The following is a 16178-nucleotide window of genomic DNA, read 5'->3' as shown; positions in this document are numbered from 1 at the left end:
GTGTTTCCGACTCTATCAGATCTTCCCGATCCGATTTCCTCGGCGCTTTCCAGGTTCCCGCATCCGCGTTTCCCTTTCCGGCGACTCCGACTCTATCAGACCCTTTTCGGTCTGATCCCCAGTCAGCGGGGGCTGTCCTCAGGGCCGTTGAGCCCTTCCGACGAGTGAGACTTTAGCGGATTCCTTCCTCCCGAGCGAATCGGGGGGTGCGCCCTTTCGGACGCGGATTCCTCATTCCGCAAATACACATGCCAATGACATGACGGCAGCCGTGTCGACTGTCGCCGAAAGAGGTTGGTACGTGCGGGATGGCTGTCCGGGGACCGACCGGGGTCGGCTCTCACGTCGGACAACCCGGAGAACTTTACGGACCGGGCACGGGTGTGTCAACCCCGGGTCGCCGGGCGGTGGCGACGGGCTCCCTCGGCCGCCGGGCCCGGGGTGGGGGCAGCATCGCTGCCGGTGCCCAGGGGCCCCACTGCCGCGCCGTGACCTGCCGGGGGTCAGTCCTTGCTGCCGGAGGCCAGTTCGCGGCTGCGGTTGCGGGCGGCTTCCAGGGCGGCGATGAGGGCGGCACGCACGCCGTGGTTCTCCAGCTCGCGGATGGCGTTGATGGTCGTACCGGCCGGCGAGGTGACGTTCTCGCGCAGCCTGACCGGGTGTTCGCCGCTGTCGCGCAGCATCACCGCGGCGCCGATCGCCGACTGGACGATGAGCTCGTGCGCCTTGTCGCGGGGCAGTCCGAGGAGGATGCCGGCGTCGGTCATGGCCTCTACCAGGTAGAAGAAGTACGCCGGGCCCGAGCCGGAGAGAGCCGTGCAGGCGTCCTGCTGGGACTCGGGGACACGGAGCGTCTTGCCGACGGCACCGAAGATCTCCTCGGCGTGGGCGAGGTGCTCGGCGGAGGCGTGGCTGCCGGCGGAGATGACCGACATGGCCTCGTCGACGAGCGCGGGGGTGTTCGTCATGACGCGGACGACCGGGGTGCCGGCGGCCAGGCGCTCCTCGAAGTAGGAGGTGGGGATGCCGGCCGCGCCGCTGATGACCAGGCGGTCGGCGGGGATGTGCGGGGCGAGTTCGTCGAGGAGGGTGCCCATGTCCTGCGGTTTGACCGTGAGGATCAGGGTGTCGGCGGTCTTCGCGGCCTCCGCGTTGGTGACCGGGGTGACGCCGTGGCGGGTACGGAGTTCCTCGGCTCGTTCCGGGCGGCGGGCCGTGACCAGGAGGTCGGTGGGGGCCCAGCCGGCCCGGATCATTCCGCTGAGCAGGGCTTCGCCGATCTTGCCGGTGCCGAGGACTGCGACTTTCTGGGTCATGGCTGCGGTGCCCTCCGGAGGTGTGCGTCGTCCGGATTCATCCTCGCACCGGGGGCGGTCGGCCGGCCGTCCCTGTCCGGCAGGCGGACGCCACCGGACAGGGACGGCCCGCGCGCCCGGACCTGTCGCACGCCACGTCTCAGGTGGTGCGGCGCCTCAGGGTCGCCGCGCCCACGCCCAGCACCAGCAGCGCGCAGCCGGCCACGATCAGCACGTCCCGTACGAACGTCGCCGTCACCTCGGTGTGGCGCAGGACCTCGTTCATGCCGTCGACCGCGTAGGACATCGGCAGGGCGTCGGAGACGGCCTCCAGGGCCGGGTGCATGCGGGAGCGGGGTGTGAAGAGGCCGCAGAGGAGGAGCTGGGGGAAGATCACCGCCGGCATGAACTGGACCGCCTGGAACTCCGAGGCCGCGAAGGCCGAGACGAAGAGGCCGAGCGCCGTGCCGAGCAGCGCGTCGAGCAGGGCCACCAGGAGCAGCAGCCACGGCGAGCCGGTGACGTCCAGGCCGAGGAACCACAGTGCCAGGCCGGTGGCCAGGGCCGACTGGACGATCGCCAGCACGCCGAAGGCGAGGGCGTAGCCCGCGATGAGGTCGCCCTTGCCGAGCGGCATGGCGAGCAGGCGTTCGAGGGTGCCCGAGGTGCGTTCGCGCAACGTGGCGATGGAGGTCACCAGGAACATCGTGATCAGGGGGAAGATCCCGAGCAGTGACGCGCCGATGCTGTCGAAGGTGCGCGGGCTGCCGTCGAAGACGTACCGCAGCAGGACCAGCATCAGGCAGGGCACCAGCAGCATCAGCGCGATGGTGCGCGGGTCGTGGCGCAGCTGGCGCAGGACGCGGGCCGCGGTGGCGACGGTGCGGGAGGGGTTCAGGGCACTGCTGGTCGCCGGCGCGTGGTGGTGCGTGGGTGCCGCCGCGGTCGTCGTGCTCATCGGGCCGTCTCCTTGTCGCGGCCTGCTGCGGCCGCCTCGTCCACCAGGTGCAGGAAGGCCGCCTCGACGGTCGCCGAGCCGGTGCGGGACCGCAGCGCCTCCGGGGTGCCGTCGGCGAGGATCTCGCCCTCGCGCATCAGGAGGAGGTGGTCACAGCGCTCGGCCTCGTCCATGACGTGGGAGGAGATGAGCAGGGTGGCGCCGCGCGTCGCGGCGATGTCGTGGAAGAGGTTCCACAGGTCGCGGCGCAGGACGGGGTCCAGACCGACCGTCGGTTCGTCGAGGACGAGCAGTTCGGGGGTGCCGAGGAGGGCGACCGCCAGGGAGACGCGGCTGCGCTGGCCGCCGGAGAGCGCGCCGGCGAGCGCGTCGGCGTGGCTGGTGAGGTCCACGTCGGCGATGGCCCGGGTGACGTCGGCCGCCCGGCGCTCGGCCGCCGCACGGCCCGGCTGGAGGACGGCGGCGAAGTAGGCGAGGTTCTGGCGGACCGTCAGGTCGTCGTAGACGGACGGCGCCTGGGTGACGTAGCCGACGCGGGTGCGGAGACCGGCGTGGCCGGCGGGGTGACCGAGGACGTCGAGCGTGCCGGAGACCTTGGCCTGAGTGCCGACGATCGCGCGCATCAGGGTCGACTTGCCGCATCCGGAGGGGCCGAGCAGGCCGGTGATCCGGCCGCGGGGGACGGTGAAGTCGAGGCCGCGCAGGACGGGTCGGGAACCGCGGACGACGGTGAGGCCTTCGGCGCGGAGAGCGGGGGTGGCCGTCGCCGGAGGGTCGGCGGCCCTGTAATTCATCATGTGATGAATAGTGCGCTCAGGACCCGGCTCCGTCAAGGGCGTGCCGGGAGCGGTGGCGCCTCCGGAGGGCGGGACCGTCCTCGCCGGGGGCAGCCCGGAACCCGGCGGGCTCGGCGTGGCCGTGGAAGGGCTCCCGGCGGCGCCCCGGTGGTCCCCCGGGGCGCCGCCGGCGGGTGACCGCACGACGGCGGGGGTGCTCGGCGGACGGCGTCCGCGCGGCGGGTCAGGGCGTGACGGCGACGCGGAGGACCACGTCGTAGGTCTCCTCGACGATGCCGTCGGGGAAGACCTCCAGCAGGTGGTTCCGCTCCTCGGCGAGGAACGCGGACCTGCGTTCCTCCGGGCAGACCAGGAAGAGGGAGTGGCTGCCGATGTTGGCGAGGTGGGTGTCGACGGGGACGCGGCGGCTCCAGCGGAGCACCCGGCGGGCGAAGTCCAGACGGCCGGCCGGGTCGGCCAGGTCCGCGCGGGCACCCGCCGTCCGCCTCTCGGCGGCGGCGTCGATGCCGAGGAAGCGGGCGGCGCGCCGGGCAGCCTCGGCGATCCACCCGACGTCGAGGGCGTCGGTGTTCCACCACAGGGCGAGCGCGCCGCCCGGCCGCAGGACACGCAGGGCCTCCGGCACCGACCGGGCGGGGTCGGTCCAGTGCCACGCCTGCGCGTAGGTGAGCAGGTCCGCGCAGCCGTCGGCGAGGGGGAGGGCGTTGCCGCTGCCCCGCACGACGGGGACGCCGGGCAGGCCGCGGCGGAACTGGTCCGCCATGCCCGCGCCGGGCTCGACGGCCAGCACGTCGGCGCCGCGCTCGCGCAGCATGGCGGTCGCGATGCCCGTACCGGCGCCGACGTCGACGACGCGGGCCCCGGCGAGCGGACGGCCGGCGAGTTCCTCGACCGCGTCGAGGAGGGCGGGTGGGTAGGAGGGGCGGTTCGCGGCGTACTGGACGGCCGCCGCGTCGAAGGAGCGGGCTCGGACGGCGTGCAGGGTGCCGGGGCCCGGGACGGGTGAGGGGAATACGCTCATACGGGCCATCGTGGTCCGGCGCAGGGAGCGGGGACGGCGGTTTCCGGCCACACCGCGCCGTGTCGCGTCCGCGCCGTGTCGCGTCCGCGCCGTGTCGCGCTCCCGCCGGGACGCTCCGGCCGACGGCGGCGGGGCGGACTCCGGCGGTGGGTCAGGGGCGGCGGCGCTTTCTGGAGGGGTTGCCCGAGCGGCGGGTGGACCGGCGTTCGTACAGCTCGCGCGCCTCCTCGTACTCGGCGCGGTGCAGCTTCTCGCCGGGGGCCTCGACGAGGGAGCGGACGAAGTAGGCAAGCAGGGAGCCGACGAAGCCGACGGCGAGCAGGCCCCGCAGGGACGCCTGGCGCTCAGGGTCGGGCCGCTTGCCGAAACCGTCCCAGGTGTGGCGGAAGGCCAGAGCGCTGCACACCGCGAACATCACGACCACGAGCACGGTCACGAACGCGCCCGAGCCGGCCGTCCCCAGCCCCTCGTACGCGAGGCGCAGGGCGAGGCAGGAGACGGCGGCCGCGGCGAGCGAGCCGACGGCGACGCCGACACGGCGGACCGGGTAGCCGCCGTCGTGATGCACCCAGGTCGTGCCGAAGAAGCGCAGGGGCTCGGGCCGGGGACCCGCCGGGGCCGAGGAGCCCGCGGGGGTGTCCGGGGTGCCGTTGTCGTCGCTCACGCGTCGATTATGGCTCCGGTCCGGCCGCGGGCTCCGGCCGGGATCAGGAGCAGCGGGAGGCGACGTAGCCGTCGCTGCCGGTGTGCACGTAGGCGTCGGAGACGTACTGGCCGTTGCCGATGTTGTCCCAGATGGTGGTGGTGCCGTACGGGCCGGTGACCGACGTCCCCGGGGTCTGGCAGTAGATCGGGACGGTGCTGCCCTCGGGCAGCACGCGGACGATGCCGTAGCCGGTGCCCGGACCGCTGCGGACGTTGAGCTGGACGCCCGGCGCGATCGAGTAGTACCGCACGGCCGCGGTGGCCGCGTAGACCTCGGCCCCGGCGGCTTCGGCTCCCTCGGCGCGGCCGGCACCCGCGGTGCGTTCGACGGACATGATGAACCTCCCCCGTTGCACCCCATGACGGTCATGGGGTCCCCTTGACGAACGCGCGCCGGGACACCTGCGCGCGACTCGCACGGGGAGGCTAGCAAGCCGCCTCGGTCCCGTACGAGTCATCGACTAGGCTCCGTGCGTCGCGCGCGCGGAGGTTCGGGACGAACGGCACGGGGGTGGTCCATGGCGCCAGGGCGCAGCAGCGGAGCGGGCGCGGAAGCGGAACTTCCCGAATACGCGGGCCACTACCGCCTCGAGTCGTGTCTGGGTTCCGGCGGCATGGGCGTGGTGCACCTGGCGCGCAGTACCTCGGGGCTGCGGCTCGCGGTCAAGGTCGTGCATGCCGAGTTCGCCCGGGACCCCGAGTTCAGAGGTCGGTTCCGGCAGGAGGTCGCGGCGGCGCGGCGGGTCAGCGGTGCCTTCACCGCGCCGGTCGTGGACGCCGATCCGGAGGCCGCGCGGCCCTGGATGGCCACCGTCTACATCCCGGGGCCCACGCTCTCCGACCATGTGAAGCGGAACGGGCCCATGGCCCCGGCGCAGGTGCGCCGCCTGATGGCCGGGCTCGCCGAGGGCCTGCGCGACATCCACCGGGTGGGCGTGGTGCACCGGGACCTCAAGCCCAGCAACGTGCTGCTCGCCGAGGACGGGCCGAAGGTCATCGACTTCGGCATCTCCCGGCCCAAGGACAGCGAACTGCGCACCGAGACCGGCAAGTTGATCGGTACGCCGCCCTTCATGGCGCCCGAGCAGTTCCGCCGCCCCCGCGAGGTGGGGCCCGCGGCGGACATCTTCGCACTCGGGTCGGTGCTGGTGCACGCCGCGACGGGGCGCGGGCCCTTCGACTCCGACAGCCCGTACATCGTCGCCTACCAGGTCGTGCACGACGAGCCGGACCTGACCGGCCTGCCGGAGAACCTGGCGCCGCTGGTGCTGCGCTGCCTCGCCAAGGATCCCGAGGACCGGCCGACGCCGGACGAGTTGATGCGCGCACTGCGGTCGGTGTCGGCCTCGTACGACACGCAGGCGTTCATACCGGCACAGCGGACGGACCACGAGCCGGCGGACGACGAGCCGGCGGGCGAGAGCCCGGACGGTGGAAGGCCGGACGGTCGCGGCCGCACGGACCGCCGCCCCACCGGCGCCGCTCCCGGCGGCGGCGAGGAGCGGACGCACGACGACTGGACCGACGGCGGCCGACCCGACGGCGACTGGACCGGCGACGGCAGGACGCACAACAAGCGGGCCATCGACGGCTGGCCCGGCGGCGGGCCGGCTCAGGACGAGGGCCGGGCGCACGACGACCGGTCCGGCGACGGCAGGACGCAGAACGGACGGGCTCACGACGACTGGCCCGGCGGCGCGCGGGGAGCGGAAGGCTCCCGGGCAGCACAGGCCGCCCGCCCGGCGGAGGGCGCGCGCAACGCCGCGCCGCCCGGGTCCCGCGACGAGCGGGCCGGGCGGTCCGAGCCGCGCCCCGGCGGACGCCGTCGCCGGCAGGCGGCGCTGGCCGCCGGCGCGCTGGGCCTTCTTCTGGGCGGCGCCCTGGTCACGACCCAGTTCGTCCGGCCCCCCGCGGCGGACGCCCCCGCGCACAGCGCAGCCGCCGGAGCCTCCGCCGCGTTCACCGGCTGGCAGGCCGCGTCCGTCCCCGCCGGCGACGGCGTGCCCCAGTGCTCCCAAGGGGCCGGCCGGCTGCTCTGCGCCCGGCCCGGACTCGTCTACGCCCTCGACCCCGCCGACGGCACGCTGCTGTGGCGGCATCCCGTCGCCGGGACGGTCCGCGGCACGCCCCCCGTCGTCGCGGGCGGTCTCGTGCAGCCGCTCACGGACCACGGCCGGCGTCTGGAGGCGCTGGACCCCGCGACGGGCGAGGTCCGGTGGCAGCGCACCGTGCCCGCGTACACCGGGATCCGGTCCGCCGGGGGCATGCTCCTGCTCACCGGCACCGACGGCCTGGTCCGGGGAGTGGACGGGGCGACGGGCGAGACCAAGTGGAGCCGAAACGTTCCGGGCCACGCCGCGCCGTACTTCTCCTCGTTCGCCGGTGACCCGCTGGCGTACGCGGTCAGCACGTCGGACGACGGGTCGGCCACGCGCGTCACCGCCGTCGCGGCGGACACGGGCGACGTGCGCTGGGAGGCCCGTCTGGACGGCATGCTGACGCCGGCCGGCAGCCACGACGGCTCCCTCGTCCTGCTGGCCACCCGTCCGTCGGCCTACGGCCGGGTGGACGCCGTGGTCCGCTACTCCCCCGCGACCCGGGCGTCCGTGCGGGTGGCCCTGGCGTTCCCGCTCGACGGCGTGCAGGCGTCCGTGCGCGGCGACGTCGTCCATCTGCTGGCCGCGGGCGGCACGCTGGAGGCCCTGGACCTGGGCGAGCGGAGGGTGCGGTGGCAGCTGGAGACGTCCGTGAGCCGCGGTTCCGCGCCGGTCGCCGACGCCCGCCACGTCTACTTCACCGCCGGGGACGGGCGGCTGCTGGCCGTCGACGCCGGGACGGGACGCCTCGTGGGACAGACCCGGCCGCGTCTGGGCACCCGCACGGACGTCGTCGCGGCGTCCCTGCCGCAGCCGGTGGTGGCCGACGGCCACGTCTGCGCGGGCGCCCCCGACGGCACCGTGTTCGCCGTGGACGGCCGCGACCCGTCGGCCTGGTGACACGCCGAGGGGCCGCCCCCGGCGGAGCGGCCCCTGACGGCCTGCGCGGGGTTCAGCCCAGCTTCGAGACGTCCCGCACGGCGCCCTTGTCCGCGCTGGTCGCCATCGCCGCGTACGCGCGCAGCGCCGCGGAGACCTTGCGCTCGCGGTCCTTCGGGGCGTACACGCCGCCCAGGGCCTGCCCGCGGCGGGTCAGTTCCGCCGCGTCGACCAGCAGCTCGATGGAGCGGTTCGGGATGTCGATGCGGATGCGGTCGCCGTCCTCGACGAGCGCGATGGTGCCGCCGGAGGCCGCTTCGGGGGAGGCGTGGCCGATGGACAGGCCCGAGGTGCCGCCCGAGAAGCGCCCGTCCGTGATCAGCGCGCAGGCCTTGCCCAGGCCGCGGCCCTTCAGGTACGAGGTCGGGTAGAGCATCTCCTGCATGCCGGGGCCGCCCTTGGGGCCCTCGTAGCGGATGACGACGACGTCGCCCTCCTTGATCTGCTGGGTGAGGATCTTCTGGACGGCCTCCTCCTGCGACTCGCAGACCACGGCGGGGCCCTCGAAGGTCCAGATCGACTCGTCGACGCCGGCCGTCTTCACCACGCAGCCGTCCACGGCCAGGTTGCCCCTGAGGACCGCCAGGCCGCCGTCCTTGGAGTACGCGTGCTCGGCGGAGCGGATGCAGCCGTTCTCGGCGTCGTCGTCCAGGGACGCCCAGCGCTCGGACTGGGAGAACGCCTCGGCCGACCGCACGCAGCCCGGGGCCGCGTGCCACAGCTCCACGGCCTCGGCCGACGGGGAGCCGCCGCGCACGTCCCAGGTCTTCAGCCAGTCGGCCAGGGACGGGCTGTGGACCGCGTGGACGTCCTCGTTCAGCAGGCCGGCCCGGTGCAGCTCGCCGAGCAGGGCGGGGATGCCGCCGGCGCGGTGCACGTCCTCCATGTAGTACGTGCGGTCCTTGGCGACGTTCGGGGCCACCTTCGCCAGGCAGGGCACGCGGCGGGAGACCTCGTCGATCTCCTCCAGGCCGAAGGGCACGCCGGCCTCCTGGGCGGCGGCCAGCAGGTGCAGGATCGTGTTCGTCGAGCCGCCCATCGCGATGTCCAGCGCCATCGCGTTCTCGAAGGCGGCGACGGAGGCGACGGAGCGCGGCAGGACGGAGTCGTCGTCCTGCTCGTAGTAGCGGCGCGTGAGGTCCATCACCGTGCGGGCCGCGTTCTCGTACAGGGCCCTGCGGGCGGTGTGGGTGGCGAGGACCGAGCCGTTGCCGGGCAGGGACAGGCCGATCGCCTCGGTCAGGCAGTTCATCGAGTTGGCGGTGAACATGCCGGAACAGGAGCCGCACGTCGGACAGGCGTTCTCCTCGATGCGGAGGATGTCCTCGTCCGAGATCCTGTCGTTGGCGGCGTCCGCGATCGCGTCGATGAGGTCCAGCGTGCGGACCGTCCCGTCGACCAGCGTGGCGCGGCCGGACTCCATGGGGCCGCCGGAGACGAAGACCGTCGGGATGTTGAGGCGCAGCGCGGCCATCAGCATGCCCGGCGTGATCTTGTCGCAGTTGGAGATGCAGACCAGGGCGTCGGCGCAGTGGGCCTCGACCATGTACTCGACGCTGTCCGCGATCAGGTCACGGGAGGGCAGGGAGTAGAGCATGCCGCCGTGGCCCATGGCGATGCCGTCGTCGACGGCGATCGTGTTGAACTCGCGCGGGATGCCGCCGGCTTCCCGGACCGCCTCGCTGACGATGCGGCCGACGGGCTGCAGGTGCGTGTGGCCGGGCACGAACTCGGTGAAGGAGTTGGCGATCGCGACGATCGGCTTCCGTCCGATGTCCGCACCGGGTACACCGGAGGCGCGCATAAGGGCGCGGGCGCCCGCCATGTTGCGGCCGTGGGTGACAGTGCGGGACCTCAGCTCGGGCATCGTCGCTCGCTCCTTCGGAAGGTTCTGCCGTGTGCGTTCCGGCAGATACTGACGAAGTCGAGCGTACGCCGGTCATCCAGGGAGCGGGACGCGGTGTCCGCGATACGGGACACATGTCTCAGCGTGCCACCACCCCGAAAGCGGCGCCCCCGGCACGTCAGGCGCCTGCGGGATGCCACCGGCGCGCTTCTTCACCGCGTCGCGGGGTCCCGGCGTGCCTCACGGTCGCGTGGGGCCCCGGCGCGGCTCACAGCTCCGGTGGTGACCGCGCCGCTCACGGCCCCGTGAGGTGGCCCTGCACCACCGGCGCCACCCGCGCGATGATCTGCTCCAGGTCCGCCGAGGCCAGCGGTTCGACCCGGATCACGTACCGCAGCATCGCGCAGCCCACCAGCTGCGCGGCGGCCAGTTCCGCGCGCAGCTCGGCGTCCGGGGCGTCGACCTGGGCGGCGACGCGGCGCAGCAGCTGCGCGGCGACCAGACGGCGGAAGACGGCGGCGGCGGTCTCGTTGTCGACGGCCGAGCGGACGATCGCCAGCACGGGCGCCCGGGTGGCCGGGTTCTCCCAGACGCCGAAGATGAAGCGGGCCAGCCGCTCGCCGACCCCGTCGAGCGGACCGTCGGCGAGCGCGCCCGGCGCTTGGAGAGCCGGGGCGAAGGCGACCTCGATCGCCGCCTCGAAGACCTGCTCCTTGGTGCCGAAGTAGTGGTGGACGAGGGCCGGGTCGACGCCGGCCGCCTTGGCGATGCCGCGTACGGACGTCTTCTCGTAGCCGCGCGCGGAGAACTCCTCGCGGGCCGCGGCGAGGATGCGCTCGCGGGTGCCGGCGGACTCCGTGCCCGGGGGCCTGCCCCGGCGCCGGCCGGTGGCCTCGCTCATGGCCTCGGCACCTTCACGGCCGACGCCAGGTGGAGCCGGGTGAAGGCCAGCGCCTCGGCCAGGTCCGCCTCGCGCTCGGCGCTGGACATGGCGCGCCGGGTGTTGACCTCGATGACGACGTGGCCGTCGAAGTCTGACGTGGCGAGACGTTCCAGCAGCTCGGCGCAGGGCTGGTTGCCGCGGCCGGGCACGAGGTGCTCGTCCTTGGCCGACCCCTTGCCGTCGGCGAGGTGGACGTGGCCGAGGCGGCCGCCCATGCGGTCGACCATCTGCAGCGCGTCGGTGCGGGCCGTCGCGGCATGGCTGAGATCGATCGTGAAGTGGCGGTAGTCGTGCTTCGTCACGTCCCAGTCGGGGGCGTAGGCGAGCATCTCGCGGTCGCGGTAGCGCCACGGGTACATGTTCTCGACGGCGAACCGGACGTCGGTCTCGTCCGCCATCCGCCAGATTCCGGCGACGAAGTCGCGCGCGTACTGCCGCTGCCACCGGAACGGCGGATGGACCACGACGGTGGTCGCGCCGAGCTTCTCGGCGGCCGCCCGGGCGCGCTGGAGCTTGACCCAGGGATCGGTCGACCACACCCGCTGCGTGATGAGCAGGCAGGGGGCGTGAACGGCGAGGATGGGGACGCCGTGGTAGTCGCTGAGTCTGCGCAGCGCCTCGATGTCCTGGCTGACGGGGTCCGTCCACACCATGACCTCGACGCCGTCGTAGCCGAGGCGTGCGGCGGTCTCGAAGGCCGTCGCCGTCGACTCCGGATACACCGAGGCGGTCGACAGCGCGACCTTCGCATCCGGGATGCGCACCGCTGGTTCTGCCACGAGACACAGGGTACGGGGACGTGCCGGGCCCCGGAGGCCCACGCATCGCGGGGGTGCGGCATCCGGCCACAGCGTCTCACGAGGGCATATGCCCGTTTCAGGCCGCCGCTGCGGGCGGGCGGGGTGTGGCGGGGTTCACGCGCCGACGCCCCGCGGAGGCGGCGGGAGCGAGGGGGAGCCGCACCACCGAGGGGCCCGCCGGGCCCCGCCGGGCCCGTTGTCCGGATCGGGCCGGCTCTTGGGCGCGTGCCTTTCCACAGTCCCGGTCGCGTGCGGCTGCGAGGGCCGGGGGCGCCGGCCATCGAGGTCCGCTCGCGTGCGGCTGCGAGGGCGGAGGGGGCACCGACGCGCAGGGGCGGCAACCGGCCCGACGCGGCGGACGCGCGTGCCGCGACGCCTGAGTGGCCCCAACGGCAGGGCTCAGGCACCCGGCAGGTGGTCGAGCCTCCTGAGGATCACGCCCTCGCGCAGTGCCCACGGGCAGATCTCCAGCGTCTCGATGCCGAACAGGTCCATCGCGCCCTCGGCGACCAGCGCGCCCGCGAGGAGCTGTCCCGCCCGCTCCTCCGCGACCCCGGGCAGCTCCGCGCGCTCGGCGGCCGTCATCCCGGCGAGGCGGGACACCCAGCCCTCCAGGGACTGCCGCTTCAGCTCGCGCTGGACGTACGGGCCCTCGGCGGAGCGTGCGGCGCCGTTGATGCGCGCGAGCTGCTTGAACGTCTTCGACGTGGCGACCACGTGGTCGGGCGTCCCGAGGCGGGTGAACTCCCCGACCGTGCGGGCGATCTCCGCGCGCACATGGCGGCGCAGCGCTCTGACGTCCTCCGACCGTGGCGGGTCACCGGGCAGCCAGCCGGCGGTGAGCCGGCCCGCGCCCAGAGGCAGCGACACGGCCGCGTCGGGCTCCTCGTCGATGCCGTACGCGATCTCCAGGGAACCGCCGCCGATGTCGAGCACCAGCAGCTTCCCGGCCGACCAGCCGAACCAGCGGCGGGCGGCGAGGAACGTGAGCCGGGCCTCCTCCTCGCCGGTGAGGACCCGCAGTTCCACGCCGGTCTCCTGCCGCACGCGCGTGAGGACGTCGTCGGCGTTGCGGGCCTCGCGCACGGCGGAGGTGGCGAACGGCAGCAGGTCCTCGACGCCCTTGTCCTCGGCGGCCTGGAGCGCGTCCTTGACGACCGCGACCAGCCGGTCGACGCCGTGCGGCCCTATCGCGCCGTCCTCGACGAGCTGGGCCAGGCGCAGCTCCACCTTGTGCGAGTGCGCGGGCAGCGGGCGGGCGCCGGGGTGCGCGTCGACCACCAGCAGATGCACCGTGTTCGAACCCACGTCGAGGACACCGAGTCTCATATACGGCACGCTACTGCCCGCCGCGGCGCGAGCGGCCCTCCCTGCGCGACTCGGGACGGTGCCGGGGAACGGCGTTCGGCGGCATACCCTGGACGGGTGCCAAAGACGAAAAAGGCGAAGAACGACAACTCGGTTAAAACGACCACGTCGACAAGGGGGACGGGGGCTGACCAGATGGCCGCGGCGGCCGGGCCGGCCCGGGGTTCTTCGCAGGTGACGCCGCCGAAGAAGGCGAAGAACAAGCCGGAGCCGGACGAGAAGGGCCTGGACTTCGCCCGCGCGTGGGTGGAGTTCCCGGATCCCGCGAACGACGAGCAGGTCTTCCGCTGCGACCTGACATGGCTGACCTCTCGCTGGAACTGCATCTTCGGTAGCGGCTGCCAGGGCATCCAGGCGGGCCGCGCGGACGACGGGTGCTGCACGCTCGGCGCGCACTTCTCCGACGAGGACGACGAGAAGCGGGTCGCGGAGCACATGGCCAGGCTCACCCCGGACATCTGGCAGAACCACGCCGAGGGCACGCGCAACGGCTGGGTCTCCGAGGACGACGAGGGCTCCCGGCAGACCCGGCCCTTCCAGGGGTCGTGCATCTTCCAGAACCGGCCCGGCTTCGCCGGCGGGATGGGCTGCTCGCTGCACATCCTGGCGCTGCGGGAGGGCCGCGAGCCGCTGGAGACCAAGCCGGACGTGTGCTGGCAGCTGCCGATCCGGCGGACCTACGAGTGGATCGACCGGCCGGACGACACCCGCGTGCTCCAGGTGTCGATCGGGGAGTACGACCGCCGGGGCTGGGGTCCGGGCGGTCACGACCTGCACTGGTGGTGCACCTCGGCGACGTCGGCCCACGGCGCGGGCGACCCGGTGTACGTCTCCTACCGGGCCGAGCTGACCGAGCTGATGGGCAGGGCCGGCTACGACCGCCTGGTCGAGCTGTGCGAGGAGCGCCTGGCCTCCGGGCTGCCCCTGCTGGCGCCGCATCCGGCAGATCCGACTGCCTGACCGGCTCCGCGGCGCCGCGGAGCCCCGAGGCCCTGGCAGGAGCACGACGGGGGCCTGGCAACTCGCCGGGACGGCAACCTGTCCGGCGCGTCGCCGCAGCGCGCGTACGCGCCGGTGCGGCCCGACCGGCCGGGCCGGCTCTCAGGACTCGTCCTCCTGCGTCGTGCCGCCGCCCTCGGAGGGCGGATCCGACGCGGCCGGGTCGGACGGCGACGGGTCGCTGGGCGTCGCGGTGGGGCCGGACGTGGGCGGCTCGCTCGGCGACGGCTCAGCGGGCGCCGGAACGGTAGGTGTCGGCCGCGGGCGGGACGTCGGCGGCGGGCTTCCGGGGCGGGTCGGTGCGGCGCCGGAGGGGCTGGGGGCCGTGCCGTAGCCGTCGATGGTCACCACGGCTCCGGCGGGCGCGACGGCCACGCGCGCCCGCCAGCGACCGGCCGGCTCGCGCAGGGGGTCGACGTAGACCTTGATCGTCACCGATTCGCCGGGCCGCAGCGTGCCCGAGGACATGCTGAGGTAGAGCCAGGACGCCGCGGTGGTCGCGGACCAGCGGACCGGCTCGGGCCCGGACGCGGTCAGCGTGATCAGCGTGGTGTTGCCCTGGTTCCCGGCGGTCACGGCGAGATGACCGCCCCGGTCGCCGGCGCCGGCGGCGCTGACCACCTCGACGGAGACGTCGGGCCGGCCGCCCCGGGTGAAACGGGCGTCGGGCCTGGCGGCGGCGTTGCCCGCGTTCTCGTAGCCGGCGGTGGCGCCGTCGGCGTCCTGCGCCTCCTGCGTGGTGGCGGACGCGCCGCCGGGGCCCTCCCCCGTCGGGGTGCCGCGGTAGGCGGCCCACAGCGCCAGCACCGGGGCGGCGACCACCGTGGCGACCACGGTGGTGGTCACCGCACGCGCGCGGAGCCGGTCCCGGCGGGCCGCGCGGTCCTTGGGGTCCATCGGGAAACCGCGCCGGTCGAAGCGGGGCGCTGCGCCCCGCACGCGGGAGTGGTCCGCCATGGCGGCGCGCAGGGCCGCGCGGGGCGCCGGGAGCACCGGCAGCTCGGCGGGCGTGACGGTGGCGCCGGGCCACCGGCCAGGCACCGCGCGTTCGGCGGTGCGGCGGCAGCGCGGACAGTCGTCGACGTGCCGCACGAGCTCGCGCCGCAGTGCCGCGCTGAGCACGAACTGCTGGTCGCCGGTGAGTCCGGCCACACTCGGGCAGGAGCCGGTCTCGACCACGGCCAGGGCCGCGCGGGTGCGTTCGACCTCGCAGGCCGCGGAGGCGAGCAGCTCGCGGGCGACGGTGGCGTCCAGGCCGAGGACCGCGGCGACCTCGTGGGGGGCCAGATGGTGGCGTACGGCGAGTTCGAGCGCCTCGCGCTGCTCGGGGGTGGTGCCGGCGGCCTCCGGCCAGGCGAGCAGGGAGAGTTCGCGCCGCCGCTGTCGCTCGACCTCCTCGGGGACGGGCGGCGCGGCGGGCCCTGAGGAGCGCTGCCGGGCCTCGTCGGAGCGGCCCGCGGCGTGCGCGCCCGGACGTTTCTGCTTGGCCTCGGCCAGCTTGCGCAGGCAGGCCCAGCGGGCCAGCGCGTACAGCCAGGCCCTGCGTTCCCCCACGGTCTCCGGCACCCGGTGCCCGCGCCGCTCGGCGAGCGCGAGGGCGTCGCCCAGGGCGGCGGTCGCCGCGTCGTGGTCGCACAGCACCGACAGGCAGTAGGTGAACAGGCCGTCCAGGTACGAGTCGTGGGGCACGGGGGGACGCTGTGCCAGCGTGCGCGCGGCAGCGCGGTCGCGCGCCTCGCGGTGCGCCCGGTGCGTACCGGTCCTGCGGGTCGAGGTCTCCGGACTGCTGCTCATCACCCGTGCGACCGTAGGGGCCAGGGAAGGGGCCATTCCTCTACCTTGAGCACATTTAATCCGTACGGGTGAAACGATCCCTCATAAGGGGACAGGAACGTTCCCCCACATGGCAGACACGGCCCCCGACCCGGGCCCGCCGTGGGCCCCGCGGGCCGCCGCGAGGCCGGCCCCGGGACCGCCGTCCCGCCGCGGACCCCGGCGGGATCGGTGGGCGCGAGAGCGCCGTCCGGCCACGGGGCCCTGCGGAGCCGGGCGCGGGTCCGCCGTCCCGCCGCCGGCCCCCGCCTCGCCGGTCACGAGACCGCCGTCCCGCCGCCGACCCCTGAGGCACCGGCCGCGGGCGATCGCCCGCTCCGGCGCGATCCGGTTCCCCTCGGCTTCGGCGCCCCGGCGCGGGAGCGGCCCGCGGCCGGTACGGTCCAGGGCGTCTGCGGGCGTCCCCGGCGCGGAAACGGCCGAGGGGCGGTGCCGGTCCCACCGCCCGCCCGTGCCGATCCGGCCTCGCCGGCGAGCCCACACCTCCCCACCCCCGCAGCCGGGCGCCGACCGGCGCACGGGCCCGGCGGGGCACCGGTGCCGGACCGGAGCATCGACGGGCGTCGGCCGGCGTGGGA

General features: G+C 74.6%; 13 protein-coding genes. 2 read left to right on the top strand and 11 right to left on the bottom strand.

The annotated features are described in order from the left end of the window. Positions 1-503: 503 nt before the first annotated feature. The 6 genes from proC to ACWDNY_RS16515 all read right to left on the bottom strand — a co-directional run bounded on the left by proC (position 504) and on the right by ACWDNY_RS16515 (position 5111). Positions 504-1316 (bottom strand): pyrroline-5-carboxylate reductase, encoded by an 813-nt coding sequence (gene proC / locus ACWDNY_RS16540; protein ID WP_451646450.1) that lies wholly within the window; start codon positions 1314-1316, stop codon positions 504-506. 139 nt (positions 1317-1455) lie between these two features. Further along, on the bottom strand, positions 1456-2253 hold the full coding sequence (locus ACWDNY_RS16535; protein ID WP_451646449.1) for an ABC transporter permease: 798 nt from the start codon (positions 2251-2253) through the stop codon (positions 1456-1458). Next, the gene (locus tag ACWDNY_RS16530) at positions 2250-3050 is read right to left on the bottom strand and encodes an ABC transporter ATP-binding protein (protein ID WP_451646448.1); all 801 of its coding nucleotides are present in this window, start codon (positions 3048-3050) and stop codon (positions 2250-2252) included. Before ACWDNY_RS16530 ends, ACWDNY_RS16535 begins: the two co-directional genes overlap by 4 nt. Positions 3051-3273: 223 nt before the next feature. Then, positions 3274-4071 carry a class I SAM-dependent methyltransferase gene (locus tag ACWDNY_RS16525; protein ID WP_451646447.1) on the bottom strand — a complete coding sequence of 266 codons (798 nt, stop codon included), beginning with the start codon at positions 4069-4071 and terminating at the stop codon, positions 3274-3276. 151 nt (positions 4072-4222) lie between these two features. Continuing rightward, on the bottom strand, positions 4223-4735 hold the full coding sequence (locus ACWDNY_RS16520; RefSeq protein WP_451646446.1) for an EamA/RhaT family transporter: 513 nt from the start codon (positions 4733-4735) through the stop codon (positions 4223-4225). 43 nt (positions 4736-4778) lie between these two features. After that, complete coding sequence (locus ACWDNY_RS16515) at positions 4779-5111, bottom strand: SH3 domain-containing protein (protein WP_451646445.1); 333 nt, start codon at positions 5109-5111, stop codon at positions 4779-4781. A 183-nt stretch (positions 5112-5294) separates the two neighbouring features. Between ACWDNY_RS16515 and ACWDNY_RS16510 the strand changes: the two genes are divergently transcribed. Then, on the top strand, positions 5295-7772 hold the full coding sequence (locus ACWDNY_RS16510; RefSeq protein WP_451646444.1) for an outer membrane protein assembly factor BamB family protein: 2478 nt from the start codon (positions 5295-5297) through the stop codon (positions 7770-7772). A 52-nt stretch (positions 7773-7824) separates the two neighbouring features. On the opposite strand, the gene ilvD is transcribed toward ACWDNY_RS16510, so the two are convergent. The 4 genes from ilvD to ACWDNY_RS16490 form a co-directional block, all read right to left on the bottom strand. Further along, positions 7825-9678, bottom strand: a complete 1854-nt coding sequence (ilvD, locus tag ACWDNY_RS16505) for a dihydroxy-acid dehydratase (protein WP_451646443.1) — start codon at positions 9676-9678, stop codon at positions 7825-7827. A 274-nt stretch (positions 9679-9952) separates the two neighbouring features. Continuing rightward, a complete protein-coding gene (locus ACWDNY_RS16500; protein ID WP_451646442.1) occupies positions 9953-10558 on the bottom strand; it encodes a TetR/AcrR family transcriptional regulator in 606 nt (201 codons plus the stop codon). Continuing rightward, on the bottom strand, positions 10555-11379 hold the full coding sequence (locus ACWDNY_RS16495) for a sugar phosphate isomerase/epimerase family protein (RefSeq protein WP_451646441.1): 825 nt from the start codon (positions 11377-11379) through the stop codon (positions 10555-10557). Before ACWDNY_RS16495 ends, ACWDNY_RS16500 begins: the two co-directional genes overlap by 4 nt. 420 nt (positions 11380-11799) lie before the next feature. Further along, positions 11800-12729 carry a Ppx/GppA phosphatase family protein gene (locus ACWDNY_RS16490; protein ID WP_451646440.1) on the bottom strand — a complete coding sequence of 310 codons (930 nt, stop codon included), beginning with the start codon at positions 12727-12729 and terminating at the stop codon, positions 11800-11802. Positions 12730-12825: 96 nt separating this feature from the next. On the opposite strand from ACWDNY_RS16490, the gene ACWDNY_RS16485 reads away from it, so the two are divergent. Then, positions 12826-13728, top strand: a complete 903-nt coding sequence (locus tag ACWDNY_RS16485) for a hypothetical protein (protein ID WP_451646439.1) — start codon at positions 12826-12828, stop codon at positions 13726-13728. A 141-nt stretch (positions 13729-13869) separates the two neighbouring features. On the opposite strand, the gene ACWDNY_RS16480 is transcribed toward ACWDNY_RS16485, so the two are convergent. After that, the gene (locus tag ACWDNY_RS16480; RefSeq protein WP_451646438.1) at positions 13870-15561 is read right to left on the bottom strand and encodes a BACON domain-containing protein; all 1692 of its coding nucleotides are present in this window, start codon (positions 15559-15561) and stop codon (positions 13870-13872) included. Positions 15562-16178 lie beyond the last annotated feature (617 nt).

It is taken from the genome of Streptomyces sp. NPDC003697 (assembly GCF_053587115.1).
Note: the sequence above shows the minus strand (reverse complement) of the source record. Positions and strands in the feature narration are given on the sequence as shown.